The sequence below is a fragment of the Halobacillus sp. BBL2006 genome (assembly GCF_000786645.1).
Taxonomy (GTDB): domain Bacteria; phylum Bacillota; class Bacilli; order Bacillales; family Halobacillaceae; genus Halobacillus.
Map to the genome: position 1 here is coordinate 1 of NZ_JRNX01000326.1, position 9,903 is coordinate 9,903.

Annotated in this window: 11 protein-coding genes; 2 read left to right on the forward strand and 9 right to left on the reverse strand. The window is 40.7% G+C overall.

Annotated features, from left to right (window positions below; all coding sequences use genetic code 11):
- From LD39_RS10350 to gpr, 8 genes are all read right to left on the reverse strand, one after another.
- The coding region (locus LD39_RS10350; protein ID WP_035545970.1) for an Hsp70 family protein at window positions 1-384 on the reverse strand (384 nt) is incomplete at its 3' end.
- Between the two features lie 37 nt (window positions 385-421).
- The gene (gene grpE / locus LD39_RS10355) at window positions 422-952 is read right to left on the reverse strand and encodes a nucleotide exchange factor GrpE (protein WP_035545972.1); all 531 of its coding nucleotides are present in this window, start codon (window positions 950-952) and stop codon (window positions 422-424) included.
- 115 nt (window positions 953-1,067) lie between these two features.
- Window positions 1,068-2,090, reverse strand: a complete 1,023-nt coding sequence (hrcA, locus tag LD39_RS10360) for a heat-inducible transcriptional repressor HrcA (RefSeq protein WP_035545974.1) — start codon at window positions 2,088-2,090, stop codon at window positions 1,068-1,070.
- Window positions 2,091-2,190: 100 nt separating this feature from the next.
- Window positions 2,191-3,330 (reverse strand): radical SAM family heme chaperone HemW, encoded by a 1,140-nt coding sequence (gene hemW, locus LD39_RS10365; RefSeq protein ID WP_035545976.1) that lies wholly within the window; start codon window positions 3,328-3,330, stop codon window positions 2,191-2,193.
- A gap of 71 nt (window positions 3,331-3,401) precedes the next feature.
- Window positions 3,402-5,216 (reverse strand): translation elongation factor 4, encoded by a 1,815-nt coding sequence (lepA, locus tag LD39_RS10370; RefSeq protein WP_035545978.1) that lies wholly within the window; start codon window positions 5,214-5,216, stop codon window positions 3,402-3,404.
- A 97-nt stretch (window positions 5,217-5,313) separates the two neighbouring features.
- Window positions 5,314-5,598, reverse strand: coding sequence for a hypothetical protein (locus tag LD39_RS10375; protein ID WP_035545980.1), 285 nt, complete (start codon window positions 5,596-5,598; stop codon window positions 5,314-5,316).
- A gap of 12 nt (window positions 5,599-5,610) precedes the next feature.
- Window positions 5,611-6,756: a stage II sporulation protein P gene (spoIIP, locus tag LD39_RS10380; protein ID WP_035545982.1), complete on the reverse strand. Its 1,146-nt coding sequence runs from the start codon at window positions 6,754-6,756 to the stop codon at window positions 5,611-5,613.
- Window positions 6,757-6,846: 90 nt separating this feature from the next.
- Window positions 6,847-7,938, reverse strand: a complete 1,092-nt coding sequence (gene gpr / locus LD39_RS10385) for a GPR endopeptidase (RefSeq protein ID WP_035545984.1) — start codon at window positions 7,936-7,938, stop codon at window positions 6,847-6,849.
- A 160-nt stretch (window positions 7,939-8,098) separates the two neighbouring features.
- On the opposite strand from gpr, the gene rpsT reads away from it, so the two are divergent.
- Complete coding sequence (gene rpsT, locus LD39_RS10390) at window positions 8,099-8,359, forward strand: 30S ribosomal protein S20 (protein ID WP_035545986.1); 261 nt, start codon at window positions 8,099-8,101, stop codon at window positions 8,357-8,359.
- Between the two features lie 98 nt (window positions 8,360-8,457).
- On the opposite strand, the gene holA is transcribed toward rpsT, so the two are convergent.
- The gene (gene holA / locus LD39_RS10395) at window positions 8,458-9,474 is read right to left on the reverse strand and encodes a DNA polymerase III subunit delta (RefSeq protein WP_035545988.1); all 1,017 of its coding nucleotides are present in this window, start codon (window positions 9,472-9,474) and stop codon (window positions 8,458-8,460) included.
- A 347-nt stretch (window positions 9,475-9,821) separates the two neighbouring features.
- Between holA and LD39_RS22110 the strand changes: the two genes are divergently transcribed.
- On the forward strand, window positions 9,822-9,903 hold an 82-nt coding region (locus LD39_RS22110; protein WP_035545990.1), incomplete at its 3' end, for a YqzM family protein.

Here is a 9,903-nt window from a genome sequence, read left to right on the forward strand (position 1 = left end):
TGTGGCTTGACGCTCAGCGTCATTAAAGTATGCAGGTACAGTAATAACTGCTTTATCTACTGTATCTCCAAGGTAGTCTTCTGCATAGTTCTTGATGTACTGAAGGATGATCGCAGAAACTTCTTGAGGTGTGTATTCTTTACCTTCTACTTCAACCTTGTAGTCTGTACCCATATGACGCTTGATGGAAAGGATCGTGTTCGGGTTCGTGATAGCTTGACGTTTTGCAACCTCACCTACTTGACGCTCCCCATTTTTGAATGCAACAGCAGATGGTGTCGTACGGTTCCCCTCTGGGTTAGGGATAACTTTCGCTTCTCCACCTTCCATTACTGCTACACAAGAGTTTGTTGTACCTAAGTCAATACCAATGATTTTACCCATGGTTAAAATCCTCCTTTACATTCTCATCTATCATCTATTATTGATTTACTTTGACCATAGAAGGTCTAATAACTCTATCTTTTAAGCGATACCCTTTTTGAAGTTCCTCAACTACAATGTTGGAATCGTAATTGTCATCCTCCACTTGCATGATCGCTTGGTGTAAATGTGGGTCAAACTCTTCTCCCACGGCTGGAATTTCTTCCACACCTTCTTTATCGAGCGCTGCCTTAAATTGCTGATAGACCATTTTCATGCCTTCTGCAAATTTTCCAGCTGCATCTCCGTCTACTTCCACTTGCAAAGCTCGATCAAAATTGTCCAAAACCGGAACTAATTCTTCAACCAAGCTCTGTGATCTATATTTCCGATCCGCTTCCTTTTCTTTCTGGGTACGACGTCGGAAATTATCATAATCAGCTTGAAGACGAAGCAATCGATTATTGATTTCTTCTTTTTCTTGACGCAACTGTTCAAGTTCGTCATTAGTTTCTTCAGCTGGTTCATGTTCAGCATCATTTTGATCAAGTTCTTCTTCAACGATTTCTTGCTGTTTGTTCTCTTCCACGACTTCCACCTCCTACGGTTACCGTTACTGACTATAACATGAATGAATGTCTCAAAAAAGCAATAGACAAAAAGAAGCGATGGGAAAAGGTCCCCATCTTCGATTGTGCCGGTTGTTAATACCAGCCCTGGAATGTATTCGTCATATGCTTAGATAATACATTCATTAAAGAAAACATCCGATTATATTCCATACGGGTCGGACCTAATAGAGCAATTGTACCAATTTGATCATTCCCAAGTCTGTAGCTTGCGGTAATCAAACTACAGTTTTGCATAGCATCAAAAGGATTTTCCTGTCCGATTCTGAAGTGTATACCTTCATCCCCTGATCGGAGTAAATCAGCCATCTCGTTTTCCTGTTCAATCGTTGCGTAAAGAGACCTTACTTTTTCAAGATCTCTAAACTCTGGCTGCATCAGGATATTGGTTTTCCCACCGATATAAAGTTTCGTCGGTTGTTCATCCATCAAGGCAGCCTTCAAATAGGAAAAGGCTTGCTCGTGCTGCATGGTATGAGCTTCCAGTAAATCACTGATTTCACTGATTAATTTCTCATGAAGCTTCACCAAAGGCACCCCCTGCAGACGGCTGTTCAGAATGTTTACCATCTTTTCGAGATCCGAAGGTTCAATTTCAACCGGAACGTTAAAAGCCCGATGTTCAACATGGCCCGTGTTCGTTACTAAGATCGCAATAGCAGATTGCTTATTTAATGGCACAATCTGCAATTGTTTGAGTTTGGTTTCGAACACTTCTGGACCTAAGATGATGGAAGTGTAATTTGTTAAATCTGAGAGAATTCCTGCAGATTTTTGGACAACTCTTTCAAACTCCAACATTTTATCATCGAAGGCATCACGTATGGTGCGGATTTCATCTCGTGACAGACGCAGTGGAGAAAGCAAATGATCAACATAAAAGCGATAGCCCTTCTCAGACGGAACTCTGCCTGATGAAGAGTGCGTCTTTTCAATAAAGCCCATCTCCTCAAGGTCTGCCATTTCATTTCTGATTGTTGCTGAGCTGAAAGTCACAGCATCCTTTTTAGCGATTGACCGAGAACCTACTGGTTGAGCGGTCAGGATGAAATCATCAATTATGACTTGCAAAATGAGCAGTTGTCTTTCTGTTAACATCGATGATCACCTCTGTTAGCACTCGGATTCAATGAGTGCTAAATCTAATAATAAATTATCAAATGGGTATGAGGATGTCAACGGGTAAGTTCTCTTTTTTTTATTCGTCAATTAGGAATTCACGGAACACTTCGTTTCCTAGGATACGTCCACGGTCCGTCAAGCGAATTTGGCCTCGATCTTCAATGATTAAGCCTCTACCCTTCAATGAAGGAAGTGCATCACCAAAAACACTCTTTACAGGGCGCCCGAATTTTTGCTCGAATTTTATGGAAGATACCCCTTCCGCTTTCCTTAAACCAAGAAACATTTCTTCTTCCATTTGTTCTTTGACACCCACTGGTTCTTCATGAAGGATCGGCTTTCCGTTCTCCATCGCCTGCTTAACATAAGCTGGTAAAGGACGAATGTTTATCGTTCTTTTTCCTGGCATATAGCCATGTGCGCCAGCTCCTATTCCGTAATAATACTCATTATTCCAGTATGTCAGGTTATGTTTGCTTTCAAACCCTGGCTTAGCGAAATTACTGATTTCGTATTGGACGACGCCATTGTCCGCCAGTTTCTTTTGCAATAGTTCATACATTTCCGCTTCATCTTCTTCAGGAGGCTTAACTAAAGTCCCTTTTTTATATCTTTGGTAAAAGACCGTCTTCGGTTCAATTTGAAGAGAATAGGACGAATAATGTGGCAGCCCGAATTGCATAGCTTCGTCAATCGTCCTTTCAAAATCATCAACCGTTTGACCAGGCAAAGCATACATCAGATCGATACTTACGTTGGATAAACCTACTTGAAGAAGTCGGTCTATGTTTGTATACACGTCTTTTACTCTGTGAACACGTCCAATTTTTTCTAACATGTGATCATCGAAAACTTGTACCCCTAATGAAATCCTGTTCACTCCGTATGCTTTTAAAAGTTTAACTTTCTCCAAATCCAGATCTCCCGGATTTGCTTCAAACGTATATTCTTCACAAGAAGCAATGTCAAAATGGTCATCGATCATTTTCAGCAACTTCTCCAGTTGCTTATGGTTAACGGCCGTCGGAGTTCCACCGCCGACAAAAATCGTCTTGAGATGGGCTTTTCCTTCTGGAATATACGTGTGTATTTCTTTTTCTAAAGCGACTAAATATTCGTCGGCTAACCGTTCATTATAAAAGAATTTCGTAAAATCACAGTAATGACAGATTTGCTGACAAAAGGGGATGTGAATATACGCGGATGGGATGTTCATAGATGTTCCACCTTTCATAAGGAAAACCGCAAGAGATGATCTCCTGCGGCTTCGTCTTTTTCAACATTTGATTAATCTTCGCTTAAGTCAAGCACGGACATGAAAGCTTCTTGAGGTACTTCAACGGACCCAACCATCTTCATACGCTTTTTACCTTCTTTTTGCTTTTCTAGAAGCTTACGTTTACGGGAGATGTCTCCTCCGTAACATTTAGAAAGAACGTTTTTACGCATCGCTTTAATGGTACTGCGGGCAACGACTTTATTTCCGATAGCTGCCTGGACAGGAACCTCAAACTGTTGTCTTGGAATAAGCTTTTTAAGTTTTTCTGCAATTAATTTTCCACGTTCATAGGCAAAATCACGGTGTACGATGAAAGATAGTGCGTCGATCGTATCTCCATTCAGAAGAATATCCATCTTCACAAGGTTAGAAGTACGATATCCAATTAGTTCATAATCAAACGAAGCATACCCTTTTGTTTGTGACTTCAGAGAGTCGAAGAAGTCATAGACGATTTCAGATAGAGGGATTTCATAAACAACATTCACGCGGTTGTCGTCCATGTACTGCATGTCCATGAAGTTTCCACGCTTACGCTGACAGATTTCCATTACAGGCCCTACATACTCATTAGGTACCATGATAGTCGCTTTTACATAAGGCTCCTGTACTTCTTCTAGCTTCTGATTATCCGGCATCATCGATGGGTTGTCGACATTGATTTCTGTTCCGTCCGTCATTTTAACATTATAAATAACACTTGGGGCTGTCGTAATCAGATCGATCTTATATTCCCTTTCAATCCGCTCTTGGATAATCTCCATATGCAGCATTCCTAAAAAACCACAACGGAAACCGAAGCCTAAGGCTTGAGACGTTTCTGCTTCGAATTGAAGAGATGAATCGTTTAATTCCAAACGTTCTAATGCATCCCTTAAATCATTATAATTACTTGCATCAACCGGATACATTCCGCAGAAAACCATCGGATTCATCTTCTTGTACCCTGGTAAAGGTTCTTTAGCAGGATTGTTCGCCAGTGTGATGGTATCACCAACTCTACTATCCCCGATGTTTTTAATGGAAGCCGTTAAATAACCTACATCCCCGACCGTAAGCTCTTTCAATGGGGTTGGAGTCGGTCTGAATACGCCGACTTCATTTACTTCAAATTCTTTACCAGTAGCCATCATACGAATCTTATCTCCTAACTTAATGGAGCCCTCTCTCACACAAGTGTAAGCAACGACCCCGCGATAAGAATCATAGAGGGAATCAAAAATCAAAGCTTTCGTAGGATCCTTTACATTCCCTTCTGGTGCAGGGATATCCGTGACAATCCGCTCTAGTATCTCATCAATCCCGACTCCTTCTTTCGCCGAAGCAAGGATTGCATCCGATGCATCGATTCCGATTACATCTTCAATTTCCTGTTTAATACGTTCTGGATCCGCTCCAGGAAGATCGATTTTATTGATAACTGGAATGATTTCAAGATCATTTTCCAGGGCCAGGTACACGTTAGCCAGTGTTTGAGCTTCAATTCCCTGGGCCGCGTCCACCACTAAGATCGCTCCTTCACAGGCTGCCAAGCTACGGGACACCTCATATGTAAAATCGACGTGTCCTGGTGTATCAATTAAATGAAATGTATAATCTTCACCGCTATTTGCATGATAACTCAACTGAACGGCGTTCAATTTTATTGTTATTCCTCGTTCACGCTCGAGATCCATCGCATCAAGGAATTGTTCTTTCATTTCTCTTTGTGTTAAAGCTTTCGTTTTTTCAAGAATACGGTCAGCAAGCGTCGATTTCCCATGATCAATATGGGCGATAATCGAGAAATTACGTACTCTGTCTTGTCTATTTTGACTAGTCAACTTAAATCACTCCTACTAATTTCGGCACAGATAGCTAGCCTGATTATAGCAATAGAAGTAGCATTATTCAATGTTTAGTAAGAGTCCTTTCACGAATTTAAGCTGAACTAGAGTGAATCATCTCAGACAAAACAAGTAAAATTCCATTGAAGGTTGCAGATACCCCTTCTCCAATCCCTCCAGCAACTTCCACGATCCAAGGATAATCATCTTGCTCCGTCACAGGACGGCAATGTCCTTCTGAGTGAGAGGGCTCTTCCTGCTCTTTCACCTTGACTGTTGGAGCGTCTGCGAGCTTTTCATTATTTTTGTCGATCCCATAGAAAGCTCCAGTGATAAATAGAACGGCACCAATGATCATAATTGCGAACCATTTCAGCATCCAGACTCCCCCTTAATCAGCTGAAACTTTTTCGTCCTCAAAGTAATAGTCACTGAAAACTTCTGCCATAACATCGGCGGATCTGTATAATTCATCCAAGTTGTTCTCCACTCCACCGAATTCAATAAGAATAGCATTCGGGTTCAAGTCCTGATTATAAACTCCATCAACTCCAGCACCCTTCTTAGTGATAACCCCACGGCTGATGCCAGGATATTTTTCTTCTAACCGTTTGTGAAGTTCTGTCGCGAATTTTAAGTTCTGTTCAAAATGGCTATTTTCTGCACCGATAACAAACATGAAACGGGCATATTCTTTTCCATCGATTGTCGTTGTTGTATTTTTCTTGGATACACTATCCCTGTGCAGGTCAAAGAAAAAATTTAATGATTGTTTTTGGTTCATTACTTCTTTTACAACAGGCCGCATTGCCTCATAAGACTGATAATGCTCAAGACCTCTATCTTTCAAAATTTGTGCTACATCCGTGGTATCGACCGTCGCACCAATTCCTCTTGACACTAAGCTTTCACCTAACCGTTTTCCGACCAGTGTAATATTAACTTTTCCATCATAACTTGTTGACTTATCAGGTAAATGAGGGTAAAAGGATTCAGTATTGTGCGTGTGATAGATATAAACACGATCATCTTTTATAGCCGGAGCTCCTTCAGGCTTCTCTGGGCTCTCCTTTTCAACTACTCCTTCTTCTCCTCTGCTATCTACCTCAAGCGGAGGTTCTGACTCTACAGGGAGCGTTGAAAAGTCTGTGCCTTGTCCGGCGATGATAATTTGACTATTATATGCAGAAAGTCCTGGAATTTCTCTACCTAATAAACTTCTCGGATCATTCGGCGTCAAACTAGTCAAAAGCTGAAATGATAAACTCGTTAAACTGGGAAGCCGATTGTCATCCGGATGGGCATCTGCAAAAAGCCTGTTTTCCATTTCAAATAAATAAATGAACGAGCTTCCTTTCAGTTTAGTCGTCCATTCTTGAATGGTATCCGAATACAATCGGTACGTTGTTTTGGCACCTGTCAGTATCCCTATTCCGATAAATAGAAGCAATAAGATCACCGCAGCGAGCCCTAACCATTTTGACCAAATCTTAAAAGGATTGGAACGTCTCCCTTTCCACTTTTTATAATGGGGCATAAAAAAATCCTCTCCTCATACGAACTCTATCTAGTAAATCGTATGAGTAAGAGAATTTTAATAGAACAACTCTATATTATTTTTAGCCATCTATCTTGAATAAGATTGAGCTTCACCATCTTCAACTCCTGGGTGAAGCGCCCCATTAATCCCTGTAGCAATGACATGAGCCATATCCTTGATAAAGCCATCCACTTCCTTCGGTGTGACCATTAAGTTATGTCCTAAAGGGGTAAGAACTTCCTTAATTAGCTGTTTCTTTTCGGCTTCCTGTAACTGGCCGAACATTCCCAATACAGCCTTACTTTGCTCCTCATTGGGATGATCTTCTTCTGTCAACGTTCTTCTCTCAAAAGGATTAAGTGCGGGTGATAGAGCATTGGATGGTCGGTCCTTCTCTTTCCACTCGCGCCCGAAATGTTTGAGCACATAATCGATTGTATCACTTGTAATTGTGACGGCATCCACAACGGTAGGGACTCCGATAGAAATAACAGGAATACCATACGTTTCCTGGCTTATTTCTTTACGCTTGTTTCCAACCCCGGATCCAGGGTGTATCCCTGTATCAGAAAGTTGAATGGTTGCATTAATCCGGCTGATGGAACGAGAAGCGAGAGCATCAATAACAACGACAAAATCAGGCTTGATTTCTTCGATAATCCCATTGACCATGTCACTTGTTTCGATTCCCGTTACTCCCATGACTCCTGGTGTCACTGCAGATACCGGGCGATATCCGTCAGCCACTGTCTCAGGGTGTAATTCAAACAAGTGACTCGTCACTAATACTTTCTCAGTAACCAATGGACCAAGGGCATCAGGCGTTACGTTATGATTACCTAGTCCAACGACTAATCCTCGATCGTTTTCTTTCACGCCTGTATCAAGTAGTAATTTGCGCAGCTGACCAGAAAGGGTTTTAGCCAAGTTTGCTTGTAGCTCGGTATCCTGCTTTCGGATCGCCTGGGATTCCAGAGTAATGTAATGACCTGCTTTCTTGCCGATTCGCTCAGCTCCGGCTTCATCTACAGTGACATAGGTGATTTTTATATCATTTTTTTCATTTTCTTCAACTTCCACTCCATCCGTATCTGAAGAAGATGGATCGTTTTTCATATTCATCTCCTGAGCTTCCAGGGCTAAATCAGTACGTACAGTATATTTGAATAAATCGTCCATTTCATTCACCTTCCTTAAGCCCATCTTCTCCTATTTTCAAATAAACTATGCAAATTAATGATCATGAATGAGATAACTATTGAAAACGCCCACCCGCTCTGGTAAAATGTCTCTTGTTCGATATGAATGAGTCTTTTGTTTTTACCTAGGAGGTGAAACCATGCCTAATATTAAATCAGCGAAAAAACGTGTACGTGTGAACGATGATGCTCGCTCTCTTAACGCAGCTTTCAAATCTGACATGCGTACTGCGGTTAAACGTGTAGAAAAGCTTGTAAATAGCAACGATGCAGAGGGAGCTAAAGACGCTCTTCAAACAGCTGTCAAAAAAGTTGACAAAGCTGTTCAGCGCGGAGCCCTTCACAAAAACAACGGTAACCGTACTAAATCACGTCTTACTAAACAAGTAAACGCATTATAATTTCTTCGTTAATTATGACCAACACATACGATCCGTTTTGAAACGGGTCGTTTTTACTTAAAGAAGCCATCCAGATATACTGGATGGCTTCTTTATATTTAGATAGAGACTTGATGCTGTTTAATGTTTATCAACCGGTAAAGCAGCATTTCAAACGCTAAAGACTTTTCCATTTTCCCTTGTTTTAGAACATAATCTGTTTCGGCAAGCTCTTCCATAATCCGGTCCAGTTCAGTTGAAGTAAAATACCGCTCCCGCTTCAAGGCCATTTTTATGACATAAGGATGAGCTTTAATATAGCCTCTCATTTGGTTTTGAGCATACCCTTTTTGTTTAAGAACTTTTGCCTGGCTGATGATTCGAAATTGGGAAGCAAGCAAAGCTGTAAGTGCAATTGGTTCTTCATTCAACTTTTCTAAATCTTTATAGATTTGAATAGCCCTTCCTAAGTCTTTCTCCATTACAGCATCGACAAGTTTAAGCCCAGAAGCTTCAGCACTATGGGAAAGGAGTTGTTCAGCTAATTCTCTTGTTACAACCCCGCCTTCTCCTACATTCAGTGAAAGTTTTTCCATTTCTTTGCGCAATGCCATGAGATTCGTTCCGACTTCTTGAGCAAATAATTCATGAATATTTTCAGGTACCTTGATATTTAATTCATTCGCCAGTGTTTGCACCCATTTATCAATGTCCCATTCTTTAACAGGTTGGCATGAAATAATTTCTGCATTCTTTTTTAGTGATTTGAAGAGTTTTTTCCTTTCATCAAGCTTCTCATAAGGTGCAATCAAAATGAGTACGGTATACTCGGCAGGGTTCTCTATGTATTCAAGCAAAGCATCTGTATCATGTTCAAAAGGAAGCTTGTCCGGTTTTGCTTTTAAAAAAACAGGATGGTGGGCGATGACGACTTTTCCCTCACCTAAAAATGGAAATGTCTCAGCATCTGTGATCGTATCTTCAATCGGTGTTTCCTCTAGATCATATTGAGAAATATTAAATTCACGATCCTCTTTTTTCAACGTTTTTTCGATGATTTTGTTTTTATTCTCCTGGATTAAATAAGATTCTTCTCCATATAATAAATATACGTGTGATTGTTTTGGGTTTACCATTTTAGTCCTTGATCCTCTCATACAAAAAATTAATACGGCGACCCACAAAAGGTGGTCAGTGTCACTATTTTATGTTGCAATCACATTTCTGTCAAAAACAGTGACACAGTCGCCGCATAAACCATCTATATAAACGCCATTCCAGAAGTCCCGGGTACTTCTGAAGAGGACGATGTTTTTCCTCTCTTGAACATAGTTTGACCGCTTACGGTAGAATTATCTGTGACAAGTCTTGCTAGCAGTGGCAAATGGTATGAACCGGAGAGGAAATTTGATTTCCTTCAGTTCCATGTAGATTTTTACACTATTTTGGCTTATACTTAGTAATTGATATAGGAGGGGTCACAATGAACGAATTCAGGAAGGATATCCAGTCCAAAACTAATGACGTTATCGACTCTGGTTTAGGGTTTGTGTTTTCTTTTGTTT